20 protein-coding genes are annotated in these 25872 nt (G+C 51.0%); 9 read left to right on the top strand and 11 right to left on the bottom strand.

The genetic code is table 11. From position 1 onward, the window contains the following. The first annotated feature begins 24 nt into the window (after positions 1–24). From IEY24_RS26180 to IEY24_RS26160, 5 genes are all read left to right on the top strand, one after another. Positions 25–1383 carry an alginate export family protein gene (locus tag IEY24_RS26180; RefSeq protein WP_188938014.1) on the top strand — a complete coding sequence of 453 codons (1359 nt, stop codon included), beginning with the start codon at positions 25–27 and terminating at the stop codon, positions 1381–1383. Between the two features lie 38 nt (positions 1384–1421). Next, positions 1422–2732, top strand: a complete 1311-nt coding sequence (locus IEY24_RS26175) for a NarK family nitrate/nitrite MFS transporter (protein ID WP_188938011.1) — start codon at positions 1422–1424, stop codon at positions 2730–2732. Positions 2733–2841: 109 nt separating this feature from the next. After that, positions 2842–6384: a nitrate reductase gene (locus tag IEY24_RS26170; protein ID WP_188938009.1), complete on the top strand. Its 3543-nt coding sequence runs from the start codon at positions 2842–2844 to the stop codon at positions 6382–6384. Between the two features lie 14 nt (positions 6385–6398). After that, positions 6399–7895 carry a rubredoxin gene (locus tag IEY24_RS26165; protein ID WP_188938002.1) on the top strand — a complete coding sequence of 499 codons (1497 nt, stop codon included), beginning with the start codon at positions 6399–6401 and terminating at the stop codon, positions 7893–7895. A 2-nt stretch (positions 7896–7897) separates the two neighbouring features. Then, the gene (locus IEY24_RS26160; RefSeq protein WP_188937999.1) at positions 7898–8377 is read left to right on the top strand and encodes a nitrate reductase associated protein; all 480 of its coding nucleotides are present in this window, start codon (positions 7898–7900) and stop codon (positions 8375–8377) included. Between the two features lie 21 nt (positions 8378–8398). Here the strand turns inward: IEY24_RS26160 and IEY24_RS26155 are convergent, their stop codons facing one another. From IEY24_RS26155 to IEY24_RS26140, 4 genes are all read right to left on the bottom strand, one after another. Then, entirely contained in the window at positions 8399–9853 is a 1455-nt protein-coding gene (locus IEY24_RS26155) for a TlpA family protein disulfide reductase (protein ID WP_188937996.1), read from the bottom strand. 92 nt (positions 9854–9945) lie between these two features. Beyond that, on the bottom strand, positions 9946–12000 hold the full coding sequence (locus IEY24_RS26150) for a metallophosphoesterase (RefSeq protein ID WP_188937994.1): 2055 nt from the start codon (positions 11998–12000) through the stop codon (positions 9946–9948). Between the two features lie 31 nt (positions 12001–12031). Further along, a complete protein-coding gene (locus IEY24_RS26145) occupies positions 12032–14254 on the bottom strand; it encodes a M1 family aminopeptidase (protein WP_188937991.1) in 2223 nt (740 codons plus the stop codon). 105 nt (positions 14255–14359) lie between these two features. Continuing rightward, positions 14360–15073, bottom strand: coding sequence for a hypothetical protein (locus IEY24_RS26140; RefSeq protein ID WP_229223174.1), 714 nt, complete (start codon positions 15071–15073; stop codon positions 14360–14362). 337 nt (positions 15074–15410) lie between these two features. On the opposite strand from IEY24_RS26140, the gene IEY24_RS26135 reads away from it, so the two are divergent. Then, positions 15411–15788 (top strand): hypothetical protein, encoded by a 378-nt coding sequence (locus IEY24_RS26135; RefSeq protein WP_188937984.1) that lies wholly within the window; start codon positions 15411–15413, stop codon positions 15786–15788. Positions 15789–15798: 10 nt separating this feature from the next. On the opposite strand, the gene IEY24_RS26130 is transcribed toward IEY24_RS26135, so the two are convergent. Continuing rightward, positions 15799–15993 (bottom strand): hypothetical protein, encoded by a 195-nt coding sequence (locus IEY24_RS26130; protein WP_188937982.1) that lies wholly within the window; start codon positions 15991–15993, stop codon positions 15799–15801. A 109-nt stretch (positions 15994–16102) separates the two neighbouring features. Beyond that, positions 16103–16672, bottom strand: coding sequence for a hypothetical protein (locus tag IEY24_RS26125; RefSeq protein WP_188937979.1), 570 nt, complete (start codon positions 16670–16672; stop codon positions 16103–16105). Between the two features lie 251 nt (positions 16673–16923). On the opposite strand from IEY24_RS26125, the gene IEY24_RS26120 reads away from it, so the two are divergent. The 3 genes from IEY24_RS26120 to IEY24_RS26110 all read left to right on the top strand — a co-directional run bounded on the left by IEY24_RS26120 (position 16924) and on the right by IEY24_RS26110 (position 20693). Beyond that, a complete protein-coding gene (locus IEY24_RS26120) occupies positions 16924–17700 on the top strand; it encodes a DUF899 domain-containing protein (protein WP_188937977.1) in 777 nt (258 codons plus the stop codon). A gap of 189 nt (positions 17701–17889) precedes the next feature. Further along, entirely contained in the window at positions 17890–20067 is a 2178-nt protein-coding gene (locus IEY24_RS26115; protein WP_188937975.1) for an outer membrane protein assembly factor BamB family protein, read from the top strand. Positions 20068–20282: 215 nt separating this feature from the next. Next, complete coding sequence (locus tag IEY24_RS26110) at positions 20283–20693, top strand: winged helix-turn-helix transcriptional regulator (protein WP_188937973.1); 411 nt, start codon at positions 20283–20285, stop codon at positions 20691–20693. On the opposite strand, the gene IEY24_RS26105 is transcribed toward IEY24_RS26110, so the two are convergent. From IEY24_RS26105 to IEY24_RS26085, 5 genes are all read right to left on the bottom strand, one after another. After that, the gene (locus IEY24_RS26105; protein ID WP_188937971.1) at positions 20668–21612 is read right to left on the bottom strand and encodes a hypothetical protein; all 945 of its coding nucleotides are present in this window, start codon (positions 21610–21612) and stop codon (positions 20668–20670) included. The two genes, IEY24_RS26110 and IEY24_RS26105, sit on opposite strands and share 26 nt — an antisense overlap. 286 nt (positions 21613–21898) lie before the next feature. Further along, positions 21899–23155 (bottom strand): ankyrin repeat domain-containing protein, encoded by a 1257-nt coding sequence (locus IEY24_RS26100; protein WP_188937968.1) that lies wholly within the window; start codon positions 23153–23155, stop codon positions 21899–21901. Between the two features lie 103 nt (positions 23156–23258). Continuing rightward, a complete protein-coding gene (locus tag IEY24_RS26095) occupies positions 23259–23480 on the bottom strand; it encodes an alpha-amylase family glycosyl hydrolase (RefSeq protein WP_229223172.1) in 222 nt (73 codons plus the stop codon). A 77-nt stretch (positions 23481–23557) separates the two neighbouring features. Continuing rightward, positions 23558–25531 carry a CotH kinase family protein gene (locus tag IEY24_RS26090; protein WP_188937966.1) on the bottom strand — a complete coding sequence of 658 codons (1974 nt, stop codon included), beginning with the start codon at positions 25529–25531 and terminating at the stop codon, positions 23558–23560. Between the two features lie 114 nt (positions 25532–25645). Beyond that, on the bottom strand, positions 25646–25825 hold the full coding sequence (locus tag IEY24_RS26085) for a hypothetical protein (RefSeq protein WP_188937957.1): 180 nt from the start codon (positions 25823–25825) through the stop codon (positions 25646–25648). Between the last annotated feature and the right edge of the window lie 47 nt (positions 25826–25872).

Raw genomic sequence — 25872 nt, 5'->3', positions numbered from 1 at the left:
ACTCCAACCTAAACATGAATAACAATGAGAAAAGCTGTTTACCTCCTTTTGCTGGGTATTACGGGAACGGGCTTGCTGGCCCCGACACGAACGATGGCGCAGTTCAGCCTTTCGGGGCAATTGCGAACCCGGACGGAATTGCTTGACGGACAAGGCACAATGCTTTCCAAAGGCGAAAATCCTGCCTTTTTCACTTCCCAGCGTACCCGCCTGAATGCGGGCTACAAGGGTTACCGGACACAGTTTTTCGTAGCCGTGCAGGATGTGCGCGTTTGGGGGCAGGACGCCTCAACCAACAACCGCATTACCAACTCGGCACAGAACGGTCTGATGCTGCACGAAGCCTGGGGGGAAATCAGCTTGCTCGATACCAATCAGACCAAGCTCGGTAAGGAGTTTGCATTGAAGATCGGACGGCAGGAATTTCTCTACGACGACAGCCGCGTACTCGGCAATCTCGACTGGCTGCAACAAGCCCGGCGCCACGATGCGGCTTTGATCAAATACGGTTTCAATGGTTTCACGGCACATTTAGGTGTCGCGTATAATCAAAACCGTGAGCTCAAAACCGGTACTTTGTATGACGGTGTGCCCGTAGGGTATGCAGCCGGAACGAACGGGATCGGGACGATGTATAAGTCACTGCAATTTCTCTATTTAGGTAAAAAATTGAAGCAGGGAAATGCCTCGTTTCTCGTTGTGAAGGATGATTTTCAGAAATATACGTTAGATACGGCGGGCGTTAAAAAGCTGGACAACGGCGTGCGGAGCCGCGTGACCATCGGTCCTTACCTGCAAACAAAAATCGGCAAGAGCTGGACGCTGACTGCCAATGCTTTCTATCAAACCGGAAAAGACAAAGACGGTGCTTCGCTGAGCGCTTATATGTATTCTGTCCGGGGGTTGTATGCGATGAGCCGTGCATTTTCCATTGGTCCCGGCTTTGACTACACCTCCGGTACAGCTACCGGATCGGCCAAGAACCACACATTCGACCCGCTCTACGGCACGCCGCACAAGTTTTGGGGGCAAATGGATTACTTCTACGCGGCAAATGGCTTCGGCAAGGGCGGACTTTCGGACCTTTATATTAATACGACCATCAAGGCTTCCGAAAAACTTTCAATCAATACCGACCTGCATCATTTCGCAAGCGCAGCAGCAGTACGTGTGGCTGATAACCAGAAACTTTCGTCCAGCTTCGGCGAAGAACTCGACATCATCGCCAACTATAACCTGACGAAAACGATCAGCTTCCAGGGCGGCTATTGCACTTTTTTCTCCACCAACAGCCTCGCACAGGTGAAGGGCGTGAAAAACCCGCAGAAAATGTCCAACTGGACTTACCTGATGATCAATATCAAACCTGAATTTCTGAAATAAGCTTCTGTCACAACCATCACTTTCAAACTCTTATTACTATGGAAACGACCAACAAGCCGCTTGAAAAACTCAACATTTTCAGCTTCAAGGGTGTACAAATGCGTACCTTCCATCTGACCTGGATGGCGTTCTTCCTTTGTTTTTTCGGATGGTTCGGACTGGCCCCGCTGATGACGGTTATTAAAACCGACCTGGGTTTGACCAAACCACAGATCGGCAACATCATCATCGCTTCCGTGGCCGCGACGGTCATCGCTCGTATCGCGATCGGGAAACTTTGCGACACCTGGGGGCCGCGTAAAACTTACACTGCATTGCTCGGCCTTGGCTCGATTCCGGTAATGACAGTCGGCCTGGTGGATTCCTACGAAGGCTTCCTGTTGTTCCGCCTCGCTATCGGCGTGATCGGCGCGTCATTCGTCGTGACACAATACCACACATCGGTGATGTTCGACAAGAAAATCGTCGGAACAGCCAACGCGGTGGCTGGCGGCTGGGGTAACCTTGGCGGAGGGATCACCAACATGGTGATGCCATTGATCTTCGCCGCATTCGTTGGCGCAGGCTACCTGCCCGAATCGGCCTGGAGAATTGCAATGGTAATCCCGGGAGCTGCGCTGCTGATCTTCGCATTCGTATATTACTTCTTCACCAAAGATACCCCGGCAGGCAACTTCGAAGACCTGGCCGTGTCCAATTCGAAAGCCGCCAAAGCGAAAGGCACATTAGGCATCGCAATGCGTGATCCACGCACCTGGGCGCTATTCCTGGCTTATGGGGCATGTTTTGGAATAGAAATCACTTTCGACAACGTAGCTGCATTGTATTTCTTTGAAAACTTCGATACCTCACTGGCAACCGCGGGGATCCTGGCAGGCACATTCGGCTTTATGAACATTTTTGCCCGTGCGGTTGGGGGTATCGTGGCTGATAAAGTAGGTAACAAATGGGGAATGTTGGGCAAAGGTCGCCTGCTGGCATTGCTGCTCGTGCTGGAAGGCATCGGCATTGCATTGTTCGCGCAAAGTGGCAGCATTGTAGGCGCGGTGATCACCATGCTCTGCTTTGCAATGTTCCTGAAAATGGCGAATGGTGCCACTTACGCTATTGTTCCTTTTATTAATCAAAAGGCGATCGGTTCGGTAAGCGGTATCGTGGGTGCGGGAGGTAATGTAGGCGCGGTACTCGCGGGCTTTCTGTTCAAATCGACCACTATTACCTACTCGCAGGCATTCATGTACATCGGCGTAGCCATTGCATGCATCGCTGCAATTGTTGCATTGATCAATTTTGAAAAAACACAAGCCATTACAGCAGAGACCGGCCAATTGGAAGCCGTCGAGGCATAATGGCATCTTCCGGGCCGTTTCCGTTAGTTGAAACCAACGTAAATGGATTGCAGAATCATTCCCATAACCCCAGGTTTTAACCTGGGGATCCACCCAAAAAAGACCAACCATGAAACCGACCCCCAATTCCTACAAATCGACCTGCTGTTACTGCGGCGTAGGCTGCGGGGTCGTGGTGACGAAAGAGAGCAACGGCCAGCTAAGCCTTGAAGGGGATAAGGAACATCCTTCGAATAAGGGAATGCTGTGCTCGAAGGGCATGAACCTGCATTACACGGTGATGGATCAGTCGGACAGGCTGCTTTACCCGCAGGTGCGCCTCAACCGCTCGATGCCTTTGCAGCGCGCGACCTGGGACGAGGCTTTGGAACGTACAGCCGCCGTTTTTAACACATTAATCAAAAAATTTGGACCCGATTCGGTAGCGTTCTATGTCTCCGGCCAATGCCTCACGGAAGAGTACTACCTTGTAAACAAGTTGATCAAAGGTTTCATCGGGTCCAACAATATCGACACCAACTCCCGCTTGTGCATGAGCTCGGCGGTGGTGGGTTACAAGTTGTCACTGGGCGAGGATAGCGTTCCTGTTTGCTACGACGACATCGAGGCGGCCGATGTCATGTACGTAACCGGCGCTAACCCGGCCTGGTGCCATCCCATTATCTGGCGACGCGTGGAAGCGCACAAAACGGCGAACCCGGGTGTAAAAATCATCTGCGTGGACCCACGCGTGACCGACACTGCCCGCTCGGCCGACCTGCATTTGCAGATCCGCCCGGGCACCGACATCGTTCTCAACAATGCGATCGGCCGTTTGCTGATCGAAAATAATTATCTCGATGAGCGGTTTATTGCTGACCACACCGATGGTTTTGATTTATTCCGGCTACAAGTAATGCAGCGCACCTTGGCGGAAGCGGCCGACATTTGCGGTATCCCTTCCGCCAACATTGCCTTAGCCGCCGAATGGATCGGTCGTTCAAAAGGCTTTCTTTCCTTTTGGACAATGGGATTGAACCAATCGGTAATTGGGGTAAACAAAAACCTTTCGCTCATCAACCTGCATTTAATTACCGGCAAAATAGGGAGACCTGGCAACGGGCCATTCTCGCTTACCGGCCAGCCGAATGCCATGGGCGGCCGTGAAACAGGTGGCCTTGCCAATATCCTGCCGGGACATCGCGAAGTAGTAAATGCCGAACACCGCGAAGAAATAGAGAAATTCTGGAACACGCCCGTCCGCATCGCCGACAAGCCCGGACTTACCGCCACAGAAATGTTCGAGGCACTGGCCGACGATAAACTGAAAGCGATATGGATCATCAATACCAACCCATTGGTAAGCATGCCCGACATGAACGCCGTGGAAAGCGCGCTGAAAAAGTCGCGTTTTGTCGTCGTTCAGGATGTTTCTAACCGCGCCGACACCGTGCATTTCGCCGATGTGGTACTACCCGCGGCGGCCTGGCTGGAAAAAGACGGCAGCATGACGAATGCCGAACGCCGCATTACCTATCTCCCCAAAGTGCTCGACGCGCCGGGCGAAGCATTGCCCGATTCCGAGATCCTCTGGCGTTTTGCACAGAAAATGGGTTTTGAAAAAGCATTTAATTATAAAACCACTTCCGAAGTTTACGATGAATATGTGAAGGTGACCGCCGGAACGACGATCGACGTGACCGGTGTGAGCCACAAATTGCTGAAAGAAAAACGCAGCGTACAATGGCCCCTGTCCTCGCTGGACGGTGCGCGATCCACTGACGTTCGCCAGCCGGGCACCAAGCGCCTTTTTACCGACCACCAATTCTACACACCCAACAAAAGAGCGAAAATCCACGGCGTACCCGACGAAAACACCTCCGAGCCCACCGACCATCAATTCCCGTTGGTTTTAACAAGTGGAAGGATCCGTGACCAGTGGCACACAATGACTAAAACCGGTCGCGTCGCAAAGCTAAACAAACATATCCCCCAACCGTTCCTGCAAATACATCCGGAAGACGCACGCGAGCGGGGCATTCTGGAAGGAAATCTGGTAACGGTAAGCAGCCGTCGCGGGGAAGTGCGCGTAAAAGCGCAGATTTCTGAGGACGTGCGCAAGGGCCTTTGCTTCCTGCCGATGCATTGGGGCAAAATATTGGGTAGTAATCTGGTCCGGGCAAACAACCTGACCAGCTCGTTAGTTGATCCCAAATCCAAGGAACCCGATTTCAAGTTCTCCGCGATACAAGTAAGTTTACACGAAAAACCGGCCGAAAAAATCATCATCATCGGAGCCGGATCGGCCGGGCTGGGTTTTATCAATTCCTACCGCCAGCTGAATGCGGACGATGATATCCATGTTTTTTCCAAAGAAATATATCCGTTCTATAACCGGGTAATGCTGCCCGACTATATTAGCGGCTCGCAAACCTGGGAGCAGCTTGTGAAGTTGCGCGAGGACCAATTTGCGGAAAACCGCATTACCGTTCACAAAGGCGTGAGTATCGAGCATATCGACCGCAAACACAAAACTGTGATCGATAGCAACGGAACGGAACACCATTACGACAAGCTGATCCTCGGCATGGGCAGCAAGGCATTTATGCCCAAAGGAGTTCCTGACCTGCCCGGCATATTCAACATGCGCTCGCGCCTGGACGCGGATTCGCTTCTGCCGTTCCTGAAACAACCAGAGCCGCACGCGGTGATCGTCGGCGGCGGTATCCTTGGCCTGGAACTCGCGGCTTCGTTTCGCGAAATGGACGTAAAAGTGACGGTTATCCAGCGCAGCGGCCGGTTTATGGAGCGTCAGCTCGATCCGCTTGCCAGCGAATTGCTCTACCAGGAGCTGCTCGACAGAGGCATCGAATGCTATTTCAATGATGAGGTTGCCACCTTCTCGGGTTCGGATACCGTGGAAGGGATCAGGCTAAGATCGGGACGGAAGATTGATTGCCAGGTGGTTGTACTGGCGATCGGCACCGTTCCGACCATTGAACTTGCCCAAACGGCCGGCTTGGATTGTAAGCGCGGCGTAGTAGTGAACGATTATATGCAAACCTCCGACCCGGATATTTACTCGGCCGGTGAAATCGCCGAATGGAACGGGCAAATGTGGGGTATCACCCTCGCCGCCGAGCAACAGGCGGAGGTGATCGCCAATTACCTCGCGGGCGATATTTCGCAACCTTACAGAGGCAGCACGTCGATGAACATCCTCAAAATGGAAGGTTTACAGCTTTGCAGCATCGGTATGACAGACGCCCCAGCCAACGACCCAGCTTACGAGCAGATCGTATTTATCGATAAATCGAAGCGTTATTACAAAAAATGCATCGTGCACCGCGACAAGCTCGTGGGCGCGATCCTGATCGGTGACAAAAACGAATTCCTCGAATTCCGCGATTTGATCGCCAACGGAGTCGAGCTTTCCGAAAAGCGCCTGCAACTTCTGCGCGCAAGCCAGCAAGTCGATCCTATGATTGGCAAACTCGTATGCTCCTGCAACAATGTGGGCCAGGGAAATCTCGAAAAAGCCATTACCGGTGGTTGCAGCGACTTCCAAAACCTTTGCCAGACCACCGGTGCCGGAACCGGCTGCGGCTCCTGCCGGCCCGAGGTGCGGTCGATACTTGAAAAGGCGTTGGAAGCAAATTTAGTAGCCAGTTGAAATGATCTGACACCATGCGCGACTATTACCATATAAAAATCAACCTGCCGGGCGGGATTGCATCGCCGGGGTACCTGAAAGACATACTTTCGGCGTCATGGAATGCGAATGTCCGTAAGGTCCGGTTCGGATCGCGGCAACAATTGCTGATGACCGTACATTACGAGGACATGCGTTTTTTGGAAAGCGATTTTAAAAAACTGGGGATTTTTTACGAGGTCAATACCGACCGCCAGCCTAATATTGTGAGTTCCTACTGCGGTGAAGACGTTTTCCGGACAGGGCAATGGCTCAATGCGAGCGAGTACCATTCCGTTCTCGATAGTTTTGACTTCGAACAGGGCTTTCGGCCGGGTCTCCGGCCGGGTTTGAAAGTCAATATCTCCGATTCTAATCAGAGTTTCACTCCTTTTTTCACAGGTAATCTCAATTTTATCTCCTCGCCTGAGCCGCATTTCTGGTACTTATATGTGCGCTTGAAGCAATCCAACACGGTTTTCAAATGGGACAAATTAATTTATACCAATGAAATCGGGCGCCTTGCGAAAGTGGTGGAAGAATGCATGCTCGACGAAGGCATTAATGAAGAAAATGCACTGAAGGCCGCAGTGAGCGAGCGCATTCACTATGTGTCCCAACAATCGACGCAAGAGCTGGAATTACCCTCTTTTTCCCTGCCCTATTACGAGGGTTTCAACCGATACGAATCGCGCACATGGCTTGGGCTTTACCGTCGCGACGAGGAATTTTCAATTGAATTCCTGCTCGACGTGTGCGAACTATGCCTTAAAACACGTGTCGGGGAGATTTGCGCAACACCCTGGAAATCACTGGTAATTAAAGGCATTGAAGACCAATATCGCGAAGCTTGGAGCAATATTCTGGGAAAACACAATATCAATGTGCGCCATGCGGCCAATGAGCTCGCCTGGCAAACCGAGGACCACAACGGCGATGGCGCGGAACTCAAAAACGACCTGATCCGGTATTTTTCCAAAAACGACACGCGCACTTTCGGGCTATGCTTCGGTATTCAGACCCGTCCGAAATCCGAAGTATTCGGTTCTATCCTGATCCGGAAGCGGCCATTGCTGCGCATAGGACAACTGCCGCTATTCAGTGTTTACGATCTTTACTATACCGAGAATTTCAACCCCAACAGCCGTGCGCAAGTGCTGTTTGAAAAGGGTTTGTTCAAAATACATTTGCCTGCCCAGTTGGAACGTCTTTGCAGGCGGTTTAATAATCAGCGATCCAGGGATACTCTGAAAACTATGCTGTCCGAGCCTGATGAAGCCAAAACGGCTGTCAAAGCGGTAAAGACGGCGCACCAATGCCCTGATTGCCTGACTGTTTATGATCCCGAGTTTGGCGACATTCTCGGCGATATCCCATCGGGAACCGCCTTTGAAGACCTTCCGGCCGGCTACTGCTGCCCTACCTGCGACAGTGGCAAAGCTATTTTCCTGCCCATCGAATTAACCCGGTCATCAAACCTTGAACCAGCCTGATCATGACATCCGAGCCTGCCATCGAAACCCGTTTTTTTGCATTTGAAAGCGATTTTGTCGACAGTCTGCGCTGCATTCCGATGATCGTTCGCTACAAACTCGACACCTGCCGGGTGAAGGTCCAACTCGCCGATTGGGCCAAATTCAATTACCAGGAAAAAGACGACCTTGCCGAACATCCCTGCCATTCGGCCGCGGAGATCGAGGCATATGCTGCTTACGTGAATGAGTTGGTCTGGAAATACACCAATACCGTTCCGAGCCTGCTCAAAAGCCTCGACCCTGCGTGGGTGTACACCTACGTACCCGCGGAAGTGCGCGAGAAGGCGCAGGAATGGAATTGCCCGGTCATTTCCGCCAATCAATGGATACAGCTCGATGTGCTGGAACGCTTTGCATTGGTAAAGCTCAGTCGTTCAGGGCATGAAGGAAGGAATTTCCCGAGGGCAATGGTGGAGTTTGGGTTGGCGGTGGCTTGTTAAGTCCACCGATTAGAAAATTCGCTATTTTTGAGCTAACTGATCACGAGTTAACAGTTTGCGAAGCTCTTTCGAGACTTTACCAGAAGACGGCCGGTCCGCATGCGTCGCTACCATTCGCCCCTGCGCATCAATCAACAAATATCTCGGCACTCCCCACACGTAGTAGAGGTTCCAAACGGAATTGGGAGAATCTGAACTATTAATGATGTGAATGCCATTCGGGACTTTTCCGCTGGCTACCATTTTCTTCCATGCCAATGTATCGCGATCTACCGAAACGTACAGAAATGCGACCTGATCATTGCCTTTGAAATCTGCCTGTACTTTTTTGGAATTCGGGAACTCCTCAACGCACGGCCCGCACCAGGTCGCCCAAATGTCGACGTACACCACTTTGCCATGCAAACCTGACAACGAAATTTTCTTTCCATCAGGTGTAGTTCCTGCAAAATCCGGGGCGGGTTTCCCAGGACCCAGTTTTTCCCAGCGGGCAATGTCTTCGCGGATTACTTTTCTGAAATCATTTGATGCTATCTCCCTTTCCAGCGTGTTTGCGAGCTTGATAACGGACGGCGTAAGTCCATACATGCTAATCTGATAGTCAGCACTTTTCGCACGAAGAAATTCTTCGATTACTTTCGGATATTTAGAGGATTTAATTTTTTCTTCTACGAGAAATGGAAAAATCAGGTCAAGTGAATCGCCATCCATTTCTTCATTCTCTCCATAAATTCCATTACTGATTTTATGCTGATAATAAAAAGATCCGATCAAAGCGAAATCAAATATCCCGGTTTTCAATGCAATGGAATCGACAGGCATTTCGCTGGTTGCTTCCCATACGGATACCGGTATATCGATTGAATCTCTCCCGATTGCATAATTGTATTGGTAGAATAGAACACTCATCTTGATTTGCCGTGTTAGAAGATCACGTATTTCCCCTGATATATTCGGATTTGATTTTAATTTGGCCAACAATTGATCGTAACCTTTTTCTAAAGAATCTCTCGCATTTAAAAACTCCTCCTTGTCAAGACGGATCGCAAGATTACCTTTCCACCGCTCCATTCCCTGTCTGAACCGCACCGCTTCGTTAAGGAACTCCTGTACAACAGCGCCGTCGCCTTCGAAACCCAGCATATGTTTCGAACCTGGCCTTGATGGCACAATGGAAATTTCATCTCCCGGCGAAACAAGAAGGCCTGCCGCCAACTGCCCGGCACTGATACCCGCGAAAACCGGCGCATCGAGTGTAAATTCTACAATCCCCTTTCCGGCACTATCCAGCACTACTCTACCCATGCCGATACTATCCAGGCTAACCATGTTCGTACGGGCTATCAAAACGGTATCCCCGGCCGCCTTGGGATAGTTAAAGGAAATTCTAACCAGATTATCTTTCTTCTGGCCACAGCCAATCAATTGAAAAATAATACCAATAAAAAACAGAGAAAGATAGCCCGGATAGCGCATTTGATTTAAAATTTGATTGAAGAGTATTTGTTCAAATCTAATTACGCTTTATCGTCATATTCTGTGGAGCATATTTGTCTTACAATAGAATTTTATTGAACAATAAACTTTTTAAAAACACGATCACTTCCTATCATCACGGTTATAATGTAAGTTCCGGTTTTCAATGTTCCAAAAGAAATTGTGCGGGCACTGTTGCCGGAAGTCAGTTTTCGTTTTTCAAGAACATGTCCGCTAATATCTGTCAGAACTAATTCCAACTCACCCAAGCCCCCGGCAATTTCTACTTTCACATCTCTTTCGTTTGACGGATTAGGTTGAACGCGGATCAGATCGTCATTAGGAACAGCCACTTGTACCGCGATAATCCGGGACGTCTGCTGCCGGCCGCCCAAATCCACTTCAATCAGACGATAATAGACCCTCCCCAGCTTGCCCGCAATCTGCGGATCCTGGTAGTCGTACCGCCTCGTCACCGACGATTCGACCGCAGCTGCGACCTTGCCAACTGCTTCGAAATGACGTCCATCCTGCGAACGCTCGACGACAAAATGACTTGCATTGGTTTCCTCGCTGGTCTGCCATTGCAACTTAACCCCTTCGTTTCCCCAAAATCCCGAAAAACTGGTTAGTCGTACCGGTAACGGGTCGGTAACGACCACCGTCATCGTATCGGCAAGACAAGTTTGTTGGTCATGCACTGTGTATTCTGTAGTTAGGGAAGGGCTTACTTCCACTTCGCGGGTCGTCTGAGCCGTGTTCCACACATACCCGCCTACATAGGAAGCGCTGAGCGTCACAGTGTTGCCTTTTGATATCTCGTACTTTTTTTTCGTGTTAACATCCTTCATGATGGTAAACCGGTCGCGAACAATCCCGTCGGAAGCGATCCATTGACCATCCAGCCGGTTTTCCTCTACTTGCAGCAGCAACGCGCCCCCGTGCTGGGCATCGGCTACGGGCAGCGCATCGTGGGGGTAACCAGCCTTCGTGGCACCCAGTTGTCCCGCCGAGCCTGCTACCACATACACAGTCCCTTCATTTTCCGGCGACTGCTTGATGTACGGACAGGATTCCGGTGTCCCGTCGTACTTGCCCGACGATTGACTAAGATTATACACATCCGGCACAAATGTATTTTCAGCTTCATAATGCCCTTTCAAGAGCTTCGAACGTTCATAGTCGTGGCTATGCCCGCATAGGATGAGGTCGACCCCATTCCTTTCCAGAATTCTGATGAAATTCTTCCGAATCTTCACCAGGTCAGCCTCGGTGTCCGAATCATGCGAACCTTTGGTATACGGGGGATGATGCCAGTAAGCGATCACCCATCCCTTGTTCGAGTTGGCAGCCAGGTCGGCTTTGACCCACTGCACCTGCTTGCCAAGCGTGTCGTATAACCGCGTGGAATTATCCTCCTTTCCATAAGAGTCGAGTGACAGGAAATGGATATTTCCGTAGTCAAAAGAATAGAACGACTTCGACCCCGACGCAACTCCACCAGCCTCTCCCGCTGTGGGAATGGTGAAAATGCTGTAATAAGGAACCGCGTGGTCGTCCTGGCGCACTGGGTTGTTGGCGTAGTCGTGGTTTCCCGGACACGGATAGAGCGGGGATTGTTTTAAAAACCGGCCTTTGTACATATTAAAAAAACCGCTTTGATATTCCGGGTCAGTTCCGTTGAGGTAGGCGTTATCCCCGAGCAGAAGCCATGCATTCATGTAATCCTGGCCAAGGTAATCAGTTAGCCGGTCACGCACGGCCAGTTGATTCGGCGAGTTATTGCCGCAATCCCCAAACACCCCGATCCGGTATTTTCCAGCCTGGCCGGGCGGCGGAGCGGTTAGAAAAAAGTTATCGGCATCGCCCTGCAACACGGCCTGCGATGAGCCGATCGAATAGTAGTATTTTGTTCCGGGTTGAAGGCTGGACAGCTTTACCTCGTGCTCGGTTACGAGGGAGGCGCTATCTACCGTTTGAAGGAGCGAGCCGGGAGAACTGCCAAAACTCACGCGGCTGTCGGTGCCCACATCGGTACGCCAGCGGATGACGACGCTGGTCGATGTGACGGATTGAAGATACGGACCCCTCAGAAGTCCGGGCACCATGTGCGATAACAGGAGAAAAGTTAAAATAGATGGTTGCATAAATAGTGTGTTTACAAATCATATCATTCCCCTAATCTTTGATGATCTTCAATCCTCCGTACCCAACGCCGGGCGACAATACATACAGGCCGGGCTTTAAATGTCGAATACTGAAATTTCGAGTATTGCCGGGAGCAGAAAGCGATTTCAACACCACACGGCTTCCCTGCATGTCATAAAGGAAAAGCGCATCAGCAACCGGCTTACCGAAAGAATTACTAAGGGTAAAAATATCGCGTACCGGGTTGGGATAAACCTTCCATACTCCATTCTCCGGCCCGCAAACGGCCGTTACAATGCGCGTTTCATGCGTCTTTCCATCCGTATCATATTCCTTAATGCGGTAATAACCCCGATCTAATGTCGCCTCAATGTTAAAGAGGTATTCGTTGGTTTCATTGGAATTACCTGTGGCCTTTACGGTCCCCATCGCCTCCCAATGCCGGGCATCCTTACTTCCCAGTATTTCGAAATAATCCGCATTCACTTCTTCGGTCGTTTGCCAGGTCAGCCGCGCGTTCGTACCGCGGCATTCAACATTAAACCTGCTGAATACCACCGGCAACGGCCCTGAGGTTTTGGTGAAGGTGTTGTTGCGCGTGATCAGCCAGACGTCCGGGTCGAAAATCACCTCAGTGGCCTCAAAACCGAGGTTGTCTGTAAAAAACTGGTCGTTTTCCGTGTTGCTGAGCACCACAAGCTTCTCTTGGTTGGTATTGGCATTGCGGAAAAGCAGCGGAACGGGCAACTGGAAGAAGCTCACCGATGCGTCCGATTGCGTCTGGTGCATTTTTACCTGGACCGAATTGCCCATCGGGTGCCATTCGATCTGGTAAGATGGATAGCCCTGGCCTGTAAACCACTGATTGAAAAAATAGGTCAGGTCTTTCCCGCTTGCCGCTTCCAGATGGAGCCTCAGGTTGGTTGTGGTCGCGTAGCCATAGGCCAGCGCCGGATCATTGAGGTAACTGTTAACCCCTGCAAAAAATGTAGCATCGCTCAGTATCCAGCGCAGCATATAGAGTAAATGCGAGCCTTTGAGATAGCTCAGCCGATTGCTGAAAATGCGGTTTACGTCATTTACATTATCAACCCACACCGAACCGCCGGGCAGCGATGTGATACTGTTAATTTCATTGGTACGGGTCGCTTTGGTACTGGCCGGATATTTCGCCTCCGCATAAATGCTCGCAAGGTGCGTGGCAAAGCCCTCGTTCAGCCAGATATCCTGCCAGGTTGCACAGGTTACTTTATCACCAAACCACTGATGCGCCAGTTCATGTGCAATGAGCGTTTCGCCCATATTCACCATAAATGAGCAGGTCTGATGCTCCATTCCTCCTCCCCAGCCAAATTGGACATGACCATATTTTTCGTTTTTGAAGGGATAATCGCCGAAAAGATTGCTGAACTGCACCATCGCATTAAGCGCATTCTGCACGCCATTCTGAAAATTAAACTGGCTTTCGGGATAGCAGTAGGTTTTGAAAGGCACATTGGCCCCTCCGATCATTACGCTGTTGTCCAGCACATTATAGTTGGTCACCGCGATAGCCACCAGATAGCTCGCGATCGCATACCGGTGCTTCCAGTGCGTACGTGTTTTGGAACCTGCAACAGCTGTTTCGCTTTTCAGGAGGCCATTCGAAGCCGCCTTGTAAGCTGCGGGATGCGTAATGTAAATATCCAGCGAATCGGCCTTGTCGTCGAGGCCATTTTTGCATGGCCACCAGTCGCGGCTGCCATAAGGTTCACTTAAAGTCCAGAGAACAGGCGTAGCGGGCTGCCCATGCGTGGTAACCACAAAAGCGGCATTGGTGGCCGGCGGAGTTCCCTCGTAACTGATCGTCACAGAATCTTTTGTTCCCTGGGTAAGCGGATTTTGCAAGGTGATCGTCAACGCATCGCCGGCATGCACAAAGGCGACATTACTGCCGCGCTGCTGGACGGCCGACACTGTAAGTGCATTCGAAAGGTCGAGGGTAATGCTGTTCCCCGCGATACTCATCACAAAATGGGGCGTCACGCTGCCTTTGATGTTGTTCACCGAAGGATCAACCTCCCATTCGCAGCGGTAATACTTTACGTCGAAATTGTTGGAAGCCATCACGCGCAGGCCCGAAGCATTGATCCGTAACCCGGCGCTCCGGCTTTCGAGCGCCGCAATGTCGGAAGTGCTGTAATCCGGCCCGGATTCCTGTGCAAGCACCTGCCCGGCAAAAAGGGGGAAAAGGAATAGGAAAAGTAATCTCATAGCGTGCCGTTTTCTGTAAATACATCACTATCAATACGCTAACTTAACCAATTGCGGGCAATTCTTCACCTATTCCTTTTTGAATGTTCAAACGGCAGGTTCGAGTTAAAGGGCGGTAAGATCATTACAAAAGCCGAGCAGCTTTTGCAGATCGTCCGCATTGCCGAAGTCGATACGATTCTCACGCAGGTAGTGCGTAAGCTGGCGTCTGTTACGCGCGTACACGGCCATGAATGCACGCCGCGTCGCGGGATGTGCAACCCTGTTCTGGTCGATCAGAAAATAACTGGTTTTCAACTTCCAGCGGTGACCGGATGCATTGTTTTCCCACTGAAAATTGCCTCCCTGGTTGCTGACCATTAATGCATGCGCAGCGTTACCTTCCAGCGCGGAAAAATGCTGTCCCGAATGACTGAGCTTGTTCCCAGCCGGTTCCGGCTGTACCCGAGCTGCCAGCATAACGCGGCCCGCCGTCCCAATCACCTCCATATCCGAGTGTTCGTCGGTGAGCACGAACCGGCGTTCTTCTACTTCAATGTAATCGATCAGGTATTTGCCCGTAAAGAGCAACGTATCTGCCGGCGGGTTCAGAAACTGCATCTGACCGCCCAGGCGATGGTAATTCAGGAGGGCCGTGCGCTTCGTACCGTTCCGGAAATGAACCATTCCCTTCACAAAACCGGGAAACAGGTAGGCATTCTGGCGTTCTCCCTGCGTATTTTCAATGTTAGCGGTAGCCAGGTCGCGCGCGACGTTTAAGGAAGCGTTCGCATGAATGGTTGGGAGAAGGACAAGTGAAGCAAGCAGTAATGTTTTCATAGCATCTCAGGAAAGCCGTTTGTGTTACACAACCCTCACTAAAGATGTTTAAAGCGCATCCTCATACCCTTATATTTTTCTTGAATTTCTACAATTATTTATCAAAATAAGCTCGGGCTGAAACTATCCTGAAACATTTTGACGAGTTTTTCTACAATATCCTTTCCAAAATCCGACGAAAATCAAAATAATTCGTCATATTACTACTACAATTTAAGTCTAAAACGTATATATTGCCGTTCAAGCGGTTCACTAAAACCGAACAACGTTGTTTATTTGTAAAAAGGGCACATCGGCATGGTTTTGGTGCCCACTAAGTCCTACATCAAAGCAAATCATGATGGAAATCGGAACAATTAAAGCGGTACATATATATACCCACCGACGACTTTATGTTGCGGCCGAGCTGGAACTAAACGTGAAAGGAGTTAGATATACTTTTGGCGGACATGAAGAATTTTTGTCCGGCATAAACGGGGGCGAGCCTGCTGATCCGCCCTTTCTGGGCAGGTTCCTGTTCAGATGCATGCAGGTTTGCCGCGTCGATAACTGGGACGAACTGAAAAGCTCGAAAGTCCTTGTAGAAATACACCACGGCAAGGTAGTGGCGATCGCCGACGTCGCCGGTAACAACTGGTTCCACCTGGCGAAAGAGTTTGCGGCAATGAGCCTCGAAAAAGAACAGATCGAAACAGGGACCAAAGAAAAACCCTAGCATCCTCTGCTTATCCCAGCCGGATTTCATAGGTATCATTCTCACCTTTCTCGGGCACGGCCAAGGCCAGATATTCCTTCCCGTTGGACCGCAAGTAATTTTCGGTCGCCAGCACGGCATCATTCTCCGACTCCGCTCCCGACACCGTCAGAACCACTCCCGGTTCCAATCGGCCTGTCTGATCACGATTTATTATACTCGGCATATTGTATGGTGTTTTTGGTTGAGAAAATCTGAATAAAGCCGGACACCTACATGCCCGGCTTTATCCTATTTAACTTACAAAACTATCATTCACACGCCCAACTAGCCCCTCACGGTTTCACCGGCGTGGTAGTACTGCCAGGCACGGTGGATGACGGAATGGTTGTGCTTTGAGGAACCTGCGATGGCTGTGTGGTAGCGCCGGGAATCGTGGTTCTTGGTACGTTGCTGTTCGGATTTGTTCCCTGCTGCAAGTTGCCCGGAACAGTTGTACGCTGAACTGCGTTCGGGTCGCCCGGGATTGTGGGTACTGTCGAAGGCCGGCTGGTGGAGCTCGGCGAGGTTGTCGTTCCCGGTGTGGTTGCGCTGCCAGGAACGGTGCTCGATGGCACGGTGGATGGCTGCGTGGTGCTACCGGGCACGGTCGACGGCTGCGTGGTATTGCCGGGCCTCACTGCTCCGGGCAGATCGGACGGCTGCACGGTAGCACCAGGGACCGTTTTCGGTTGCGGTGTACTGCCGGGCGCGGTCGACGGCTGTGTCGTGCCGGGAACCGTCGTTGGCTGCGTGCTCGATGGCGTAGTTGCCGGGGTGGTCGTCTGCGCAAAAGTTGCGCCGGTGCCCAAAGCAGCCCCGCTCAATATAGTTAATGCGATGATATTCAACTTCAAAGCTCTCATGACGATTTATATTTAGTTGATGAAAAATTTTAGTGATGAGGTCTGGGAGGATAAAGAATCATACCAGAAGCAGGTCGCCTGAATTAAAATCAACACTTAGTCGTGCAAATCCCTGATCTGCAAAAAGTGTACAAGGAGTTAGCGGTCGCTAAACCATTTTGTCTCAAACACCCCCTTAAATAGACGTTTTTACACGCGCTGTTTACCTGATTTATTCGTGAGTTTTGTATTAAACTAAATCCCGCAAACCAATGGAAAAGCAATTGGACACCATGGCAGAGCGCCTGGAAGACGCCCTTGCAGCGCACCGGATCGTATCCCGCGAAGAATGGACCAAGGCACGAAAGGATCTTCTGAAAAAAGAGAAAGAGCTCACGCGGCTCAACGACGAACTCAGCCGCCAACGCCGGGCCCTGCCCTGGGTAAAGGTCGATAAGGCCTATATTTTCGAAGGCACGGAGGGGAAACTATGGTTTTCGGATCTCTTCTACGGCAAAAGCCAGCTCGTCATCTACCATTTCATGTTTGCCCCGGAATGGGAAGAAGGTTGCCCGGGCTGCTCGTTCATGGCCGATCATATCGACGGTGCTAACCTCCATTTGCAGCACCACGATGTGTCGGTGGTCGTCGTTTCCCGCGCTCCGTTGGAAAAACTGCTCGCTTTCAAAAAGCGGATGGGTTGGAAGTTCAACTGGGTGTCTTCCAATGGCAGCGATTTCAATTATGATTATCACGTGTCTTTCACCAGCGAACAACTAAAGAACGGCACCATTTACTATAACTTTGAATATTCCAAACACGACGAAGGCACCGAATCGCCGGGAACGAGTGTGTTCTACAAAGACCGGGCAGGTAACATTTTCCACACTTATTCCAGCTATTCCCGTGGCGGCGACATCCTCATCGGAGCGCACAACTACCTCGACCTCACTCCGAAAGGAAGAAATGAGGACGGTATCATGGACTGGATGCGCCATCACGACAAATATGAAGATTTCAAAGGCGATTCGGGGTGTTGCAGCCATTAGCAGCAGCCTCCCCCTTATATTCCGATACGTTATAGTCAGAATCTTCGAAGCGCTCCTGAAGTAACCAGGAGCGCTTTCCTCCTTTCCTGCCCTCATAATAGTAAAACGACCGTTTAAACGCCTTTAAAGCGTGAGTATCAACGATATTCGCTTTCCCTAAACCTTACGATCAAGCATCGCTTTCCTTTTATGTTTGGAATTAACCAATTTCAAAAGCCGCCTTTTAGAAAAAGTCTTCTCGCGCTTTCCGCTATCGCCGCATTTTCCGGGCTGGTAGCCTATCAACACAGGGTGCAAACCGACCGTTCGTGGAGCATTTACAAGGCCGACGCGGAAAGTACGAGCTATTCCGAACTCGACCAGATCAACACCTCGAATGCTTACCGGTTGCAACTCGCCTGGACGCATGCCTATCAGGACATGAAGGAAGGCAGCCGCGCAGGCAGCAGCGAATGCAACCCGATTATTGTCGACGGCGTCATGTACACGACGTCCGCGAAGCATTGGGCCTATGCCATCAACGCAGAAACCGGAGAACAGATCTGGTCATTCGATCCGTTTGAGGGCGCGGAAGGCGGTGGCGTAAGCCGCGGAGTCACCTACTGGGAGGGTGGCGACGGGGAGCCGGACAAACGTATCTTCTTCACCGGCGGCGATAACCTTTTTGCACTCGACGCGCGCACAGGAAAGCCCGTCCCGGGTTTTGGCGACAATGGCCATGTGAGCATGAACGTCGGCCTTCGCGATGACCCTTCGACCATTTCGGTTATTCCGACTTCGCCAGGCATTGTCTATAAAGATTTACTGATCATGGGAGCCGAAGTTTCCGAATTGTACGGCGCGCAGCCCGGCTATATCCGTGCTTACAATTGCAGGACCGGCAAACTTGAATGGACATTCCACACCATTCCGTTGCCAGGCGAGCCTGGGTACGAAACCTGGCCGAAAGATGCTTATAAATACGCAGGTGGTGTGAACGACTGGGCAGGAATGAGCCTCGATATTCGTCGGGGTATCGTCTTTCTGGCATTGGGATCCCCGTCCTATGACTTTTATGGAGCCGACCGAAAAGGCAATAACCTTTATGGAAACAGCGTGGTGGCATTGGATGCCGCCACAGGCAAGTACATCTGGCATTATCAGTTAGTCCACCATGATCTTTGGGACTACGACTTGCCCGCACCGCCCAACCTGGTCACCGTAAGGCGTGGGGGAAAGGAAATCGACGCGGTGGCGCAGGTTACCAAACATGGGTTCGTTTTTGTTTTTAATCGCGAGACCGGCGAACCGCTATTTCCGATCGAGGAACGGAAAGTACCGGCATCGAATATCCCTGGCGAATACGCGTCACCCACACAGCCGTTTCCGCTGAAACCGAAGCCATTCGCCCGGCAATGGATGACCGAAGCGGATCTGACCCATTATTCCGAAGCGGGGCACGATTCGATCGTCCGGAAATTCCACTCGATGCGGTATGAAGGCCTCTTCACTCCTCCCGACCTCAAAGGCACGCTGATGCTCCCCGGTACACGCGGGGGAGCGGAATGGGGCGGCGCTGCTTACGATCCGGTCTCCACGGTGCTTTTTGTAAAATCCAATGATTCGCCTGAAATCCAGTCGATGAAAAAGGTTGACCTGGAACAGGAAGCGAAAGACCAGACGGTCTTCGATCAGGGAAAAACGCTCTATATGACCTACTGTGTGGCATGCCATGGCAAGGACAAAAATGGCGACGAGCCCAATTATCCGTCACTCATTGGCCTGCGCAACCGCATGACGCGCGAAGCAGCGCTCGATAAGATCAAAAAAGGCGGCGGAAAAATGCCTGCATTCGCTTCGGCGATCAAAGGAAAAGAAAAAGGCATCATCGCATTCCTTTTCGACCGGCCGCAGCATTCCGAGAAAGTAACCAAGCAAGAAACCGGCCAAACCGGGAAGGGAGCTGATAAATACCTCAACCTGACCGCTTATGGCCATTTCCGTGACCCTCAGGGTAATCCCGCATTGCGTCCGCCCTGGGGAACGCTCAATGCGATCAACCTCAGCACCGGCGAATATGAATGGCAGGTAACGCTCGGCAATGATGAAAAGCGACAGGAAAACGGCGCCACCGAAACCGGCCAGGAAGGCTCCGCGGGGCCAATTGTTACTGCCGGCGGCCTCATTTTCATTAGTGGTACCCAGGACCGCAAGCTGCGTGCATTTGATAAAAAAACCGGCAAGCTAGTCTGGCAAACTACGCTTCCGGGCATCGCGAACGCAACCGCCTGCACGTACATGAGTGGCGGCAAGCAATATGTGGCGCTGTCCGTCGGCGGAACCAGGGAAAACCCATCGGGGTCTGTTATGGCATTCAGATTGCCTTGAAAAGCGTAACGCCCGGGAGTCGATGCTGGGCGCGCAATAGTCCACGCAAACGCTTCCACTGATTATTCCACAGCCGGCAAATGCTCAAACTGCCTATTTAAATTACCAATCGCTGTTTTTCGTTTTGATTTTGCCAAAAAACAGCTACATTTACTATACAAATGATAGTAATACACAAAAGGTTAGCAATAATCTTTTGGTTAGCAAACATCAAAATGGCATTTACCCATCACAACGGTCCCAGACCCAGCCCGGCGCAATGCTACAACAAGCTGAATGCCGCGGGAGATGCATTGTATGTAATCGGGGGCAAATGGAGGCTGCGGATCATCATCGCACTTTCCGACGGACACAAAAGGTTCAACGACATTCAGAGAGCTATTCGGGGCATATCGGCGAGAGTTCTTTCCAACGAACTGAAAGAACTGGAAATCAACGGATTTGTTACACGAAATGTCTTCACCGACTTTCCGGTTTCGATCGAATATGAACTGACGCCTTACAGCGATACCTTGTCGCCGGTTATTGAGTCGCTTATTACCTGGGGTGAAATGCACCGCCAACGGATCATGCATTCGGAAAAAGCAGAGCAAAAAGAGGCTACTGCTCTGGCAGAGATACTGTAATGTGCCACATATCGCCCGAGTTGCTGACCTTCTCGGTTCCCCACACACCCGGGCCGCCGTCGGGCCTCAGGTAAACATTGAAGACCAGCGTGGTGATCTGCGAACCTTTGACAAGCACACTTCCGCAGGCGGCACCGCTGCCGCAGTTGCCGGTAATTGGTGTTTTGGAATGCAGTACCTTCTTTTTGCTCATGTCGATCTGCATTTCTTCACTGCCCGAAAGCTTCGTCAAAGCGACCGCCGGTGTTTGCAATTCGAGCTCAGTGGCGAAACCGAGGCGCTTATTACCAAAATTGGTCGTCGCGCCAAGGCCGATAAAGGAAATCACCGGGTCGCGGACCGGCTTGTTGAATTGCAGCCGTAACTTCCCGTAATAATACCGGCTTGTATCGGTCTTGGGCGCATCGGCTGCAAGTAATGGCTTTGCGGAAAGAAATACCTGTAAACCCGCATTCATCAACAGATTAACACCCTTTCCCGCAGGTCCCTGGGGATGCGCTGTAAAGATTGTGCGGGCCGTGTCTTCAAAATAATAGTTGGTATTGACCACCGGCACAGACCGCACGTGCGTGCTGCTGGCGCCTGACGCCGCGCCAAAAGTCATCCCCGTTACATGTTGGGGGACATTATTATACGGCTGATCGTCAAAACTGAAAGTCACAGACAGCTCCGATTTCAGCTTCTCGAAATAAATGCCCTCGTCGGTACTTCCGTTCTTATTGAAGAAGAAAGTCATTGTCTGAGGAATGGAGGTAGGGCCCTTGGGTACCGGCAGTTGGCGGCTATTGTTGACACCGTCCTGAACCAGTTCGTAGGTGTTCAGAAGATTCGCGCTTTGAGCCAGGGAGTTGCTGACCGAGACGACAACGAAAATACACGCAAATGCCGCTCTTAGCGGTGATAATGAGAATGTTAGCATGTGTAAAATAATGAATCGTTGAGATAACTACCGGCAATATAAACTTTATGGTTGAAGGTATCCAGTGATCCGTGCTTGTCGTTGTCATTTTAGCAGGATAATTCAAGTTAATCCCCGCATCCTACTATCCGGGAGCCGGAGATTACTTCTACCCAAACTAAATACGTGATTATTAACTAAATGTAACGCTATGATTATTTTTCTCTCCCTTGGGAAAGTTAAAGGCAGGTATTGCTTTTTTTACGGCAGGTCGGATAAGCCGTTGTTTCCGGAATTTCACATTCCATTATACTTTCTCCTGCAAAATGTTCGCAACACTTTCCTGTAAAGAAGGATGCAGGTCGCTGAGTAGCCACCAGGTGTGAATTTTAGCCCCGGCATCTACGAGCTTCCGGACTATTTCAAGATGATTTTCGCGCACGCCTTCGTGCGCGGTACCCCAGAGCGTCTGATCGAGTACGGTACCACCAAACTCGTTTCGTGCTTCCAGCGGTGCCTTGCGGGCGAGCAGCAGGTCTACAATTTCAGGATAGGCGAAATACCCAGCCCAATGCAGGGCCGTCCAGTCGCGGTGATCTTTCGAAGCAGGACTTACGCCTTTTTCGAGCAGGAACCGAACGGTTTCCTCCCGGTTTAGCATGGCAGCCCAAACGAATGCAAGTGCAAGGTTAGCTTCGGGCGTTGCAGGTACTTTCAGCCATTCTACGTTCACCAGAGGCGCACCGGCTTTCAGCTTGCCTGTATCATCGAGGTACCCGGCCAGTTGCGTGGTCTTGCCCATGGCACTCGCCGTGACTACGTTATCCACTCTGGCGCCTCTTTCTACAAGCGTTTCTGCACTTTTCGGATAGTGGAAATAAATCGCCGTTACCAGCGGTGCACAATCATCCCTGACGCCGTTAACAGCCGCACCATAATCCAGCAGCTTTTCCGCCAGGGCCGTTTGCAGGCCCGCCTGCGAGGGATGCGAGCTCGATACCAGCAGTTCCAGCGTAGTCCCCCATTTGGTGCCGTAAGTATAGGCCAGGGCGTCGGGCTCGGCACCGGCAGCAAGTAAGGTTTCCGCAATGTCCAATGCATTCGGTGGGGTAACCTGCCGGAAGTTTTCCGTCCCGTTGGCAGCGATGTAGTGCAACAGCGTAGCCCCGTGCCCGCGAGCCGAACGCTCACGCACGAGGGCCGGATTATCCCGCAGCAACGCCTGCAATACCTGCCGGTCGCCTTTCACGACTGCGTCCACTGCCCGTTCGAATTTCGCTACAGACGAACCGGGTTCTTTCAAATCGGAGATGAATTGCAAAAATGCGGACCAGTCGGGGAAGCCATGCTCTCTGGCCACCACAAGCCGCGCGTCGTCAGTACCAAAATTAGTATCAGGATGATTAAGCCGCGTAAGCCTATCGGGTTCAGGATGGTACACCCGCATGTATTTAATGGAGTCGTGATGGATCGACCGGCATGTGTCCACCAGGGCGGCGACTTTTATTTCGTAGTATTCGGGGGTCGGGTCGGAGATTAAGGCAATGATATCGGTAGTGTTCATAGGTTCGGTTTAGTAGCGGCTGAAACATAAGACAATTAGTGTGTTTTTAGATAGAATACAAAATCCGGTTAGTGATCGTAACCGGACTATACTTGTCAGCTATCTAGCCCGTCCTGAACCACGGGTAACCGTACGCCAAAAACCCATAATCCGGTTGATCTCCGCGGGAACCATGGCGCGAATCCACGCCGTAAAAATCACTGATATCATTGTCACGATTCGGCGTAGGCTGGAAAGGTGCCAGCCGAATCGTGTCCAATCCTAATGCGTGCAAGTAGTCGAGACTGTAAATGACGGCATTCTTATACCAAAGTTCTTCCAGCATATTCCCCAGGTTGATAACGGCTTTTTTGTATAAAAAGCAATGCCAACGGGGCGTTCAGCCGGGGCCGGTAACCAAAGCTACCGGTCCACCGTCAGGTGTTTTTGTATTTCGACCTTCCCGTCGGGAGCAGTGACCGTGAGTACATAGTTACCGGGCCGCAGCGTTCCTGTCGCCACTTCAACTTGCCTGCCTGCCGCCGTCGAGCGCTTGACGATGCGCCCGCTCGTATCGCGTATCAGAACGACCGCTCCTGCACTTATGTTTTTAAGCACAACCTGCTCCTGCGCCGGATTGGGAAACAAAATAGCCGCCTCGTTTCCCGCCCTCACAATCGGTTTCATCGCCGAAAAGCTGACGGTGCCGTCGGTATCTGCCTGACGGATCCGATAGTAGGACGTTCCCGGCAATGGTGTGTTGTCTAGAAAATCGTAATGCTGCTCAACAGACGTGTCACCTTTCCCTTTCACTTTGCCCAGCGACTGAAAACGGCGCGCATCGGCACTCCGCTCGACCTCGAAATAATCATTCCGTACCTCCTCCGAAGTAGACCAGCTCACGCGCACCGCGGATTGCTCGACTTCCTTCACTTCAACTTCTTTGAATGTAACGGGCAGCGGGCCGCAATTTTCCGACGAGATAGACGCAATATTAGCATCCATCCAGGCCAAATGACCGAGCAGCCAGGTTTTCAGGTATTGCACCTCTTTCGCGTAAGTATTACCGGGTAATGTGTAATGTTCGTTGAACATCACGGCCGTTTCCAGGATGTTCCACTTGGCAAAATTGCGTTGCATGGCACTTTGCGCGGTCAATTCTGTTTGTCTCTGATCGATAAAGGCAGCAATGGAGGCATCGCTCCATTGCGTCTGCCTGAGTTGCGCATAGCGTACGATCAGTTTGTTTTTAAAGTAGCAGTCAGTAAGCAGGCGTGCCGGCCAGAAAACGGTCATAGGCGGGCGGTCGGGGCAGAATATATTGAATTGCCAGGCCCACGACCCCGTCGGCAGCACCGACAGCTCATAGCACCATTGCTGGTTACCCATCGATTTGTCGAAGTCCCATGGCGCGCCCATTACGATCTGTCCGCCTTCGTCGTTCCGTTGTTTATAAAAAAAAGTACTCGCCCGCCAGTTATCCGAGTTCTTGGTGATTTCCTGCAACAACAGGTAGTCGATCATCGCGTCTTCATCTAGAAGCGGCCGGTAGCCCGTTGCGGCGTCTTTGTAATTTGGCCCGGCTAGTACCTGTTCAAAGTTATCGATGTAGTTTTTGATGTAATTAAACTGCAAATCCCGGTTTGGAATGTTGGTGTAATTATGCAGCTTGGGATATTCTACATGGAAAAAGGGGTTGGGCTGCCCCGGCGCATTGTTTCCCGGGTATGCCGATGTCCATTTCATATCTTCATCCTCCGCTACCTGCAACAAATACCCACCGGTGATCTTCGCCGGATCGGAGTCCGTATCGGCAAGTTTTTTGATATTGATCCGGTTTGAATTCCGCTTCACCTTCTCCATCAGGATATACACCCCGTGGTAAGACATTCCGCCGATTTCATTTTTAAACACCTCCACGTAGCGGGTACGGGGCGAATAGCGGCCCGTACGCGTATACATTTCATGTGCGAACACGTCGCGAATGAACGATTTATCACCATAGCATGCATTCAAAACCCAATCCGATTCAGCTGGCATACCCAGCAGCGAAGCATCCACGCCATTCCCGCCGACATCCCTGATCTCGACGCTGTAAGATTTTTTATCCCAGAAAATAGACGTGTTCCCGCGGATCTCGATCCCGATATTACTTTCAAATTGGAACACATTCGAACCCGAGTTTATATCGAACGAATGCATTCCGCCCCCGTTCGGCGCGGTGATCTTGAATGTCGCCGGAATTTTGTTATCATTCTCGATCACCCCACCATTCGTATTAATGACAACGATGGGTAAATTAGACGTAATAGAGGTTTGGGCGTAGGCGGTAATGCAGCAAAGCCACAGGAAAAGGCCGACTGGTCCTTTCCTGAGTAAGTGTAAAATTCGAGCCATAAACGAAGTCTTGATTAACTTTCATAATATTTTAAAAGATAAATATAAAAAGTTAACAATTTTTTCATATTCGGGTAATGCATGTTTCTAGTAAGTGGTCATGCCGACCGGTGCTCAAACCTCCAAAACCTCCCATTTCCGAATATCCGTCCAGTTGTGCGTGGTCAGTTCCGTTGAATAAATTTCGATGAACATTTTGTTCTCCGAGTCATATTCGCCGTCGCGCCACTCCTCTTCATCTATCCGCATGAACCGCACCAGCGAGCCGTTTTCGGGCAAAGTTTTTTCCTCCATAAAGCCTGTTTGAAAAGTACAGCATGACGGATTAAAAAACCTTGCCC

Origin of the sequence: Dyadobacter endophyticus, assembly GCF_014641595.1 — a bacterium.
Classification (GTDB): Bacteria; Bacteroidota; Bacteroidia; order Cytophagales; family Spirosomataceae; genus Dyadobacter; species Dyadobacter endophyticus.
The sequence above is the reverse complement of the archived record's forward strand: the minus strand, read 5'-3'. Positions and strand labels throughout refer to the sequence as shown.